Here is a 1,102-nt window from a genome sequence, read left to right on the forward strand (position 1 = left end):
GATGAAGCCTGAACACCATTATAACTTCCGCCAAAATTAATACCGTTGAACTCGAAATAACCTCCTGAGGTCATCATCATGGAGTTTACACCGCTTCTGTTAAATCCGCCTATCCGTTGCACATCATTGGGGTTAAAGCCTGGCTGATTGATATTGTTGCCATAAGCCAATATACTTACCTGTGTAGTATCTCTAAAGAAATTCATTAATCCACCGGCCTGGTAAAGGTCTTTTAGGCCTCCACCAGCATACAATTTGCCGAAAGCTCCTTTTTTAATCGCTTTTTTTAACTTTAAATTGATAATCTGCGGGATTTCTGCTGCAGTTAAATCCGGATCACGTCTTTTGGCCTGTTTATCATCAACCACTTGTACCTTATCTATGATATTAGCGGGTAAATTTTTGGTCGCAATCTGCTGGTCGCCACCAAAAAACTCTTTTCCGTCTACTAAAATTTTACTAACTGTTTTACCGTTAACCTGTATAGATCCATCGGCTGCAATAGCAACGCCTGGAAGCTTTTTTAACAGATCTTCTACCACCGCTGATGGCAGGGTTTTAAAGGATTCTGCATTAAATTCAATAGTGTCTTTACGTACAATTACTGGTGGCCTTTCTCCCGAAATTACAACCTCGTTTAGGTCATTTGCCTTAACGGAAAGATAGAGGATACCCAAATTTAATGCGGGATTGGCTGCAGTTAGTTCAACCTCTTTCCGGTATGTTCCATACTGCCATGCGGTTACCACTAAACGGTATTTTACGCCTATGGTTAAACCATTGATTTTAAAAACGCCTTTGTCGTCCGATAATTTATAAGTGCTCAATATACTATCGCCAACTTTATATACTGAAACCGTTGAGTAATTTAAGGTGGTTTTGTGATTGGCGCTATCGGCTAAAATTCCGGTAATGCTTCCGTTTTTTTGTGCAAATAAATTAAAAATAGCTAAGGTAAAGGCGATTGAAAGTAAGAGTTTCTTCATGTATATTTTAAATAAGCAAGCTAAAATTAGGTGCTACGTTTTTATGGTACAGATAAATGTGATGAACGATATAAAAAATGTGACAGACTAAAAATCTGGCTTGGTTGGTTATAAGG

General features: G+C 38.3%; 1 pseudogene. It reads right to left on the minus strand.

Annotation, left to right across the window (positions count from 1 at the left end):
* Positions 1-986, minus strand: a pseudogene (locus AC1DPQ_RS28490) (TonB-dependent receptor); the annotation flags it as partial.
* Between the last annotated feature and the right edge of the window lie 116 nt (positions 987-1,102).

It is taken from the genome of Pedobacter sp. 01T416_2 (genome assembly GCF_056398925.1).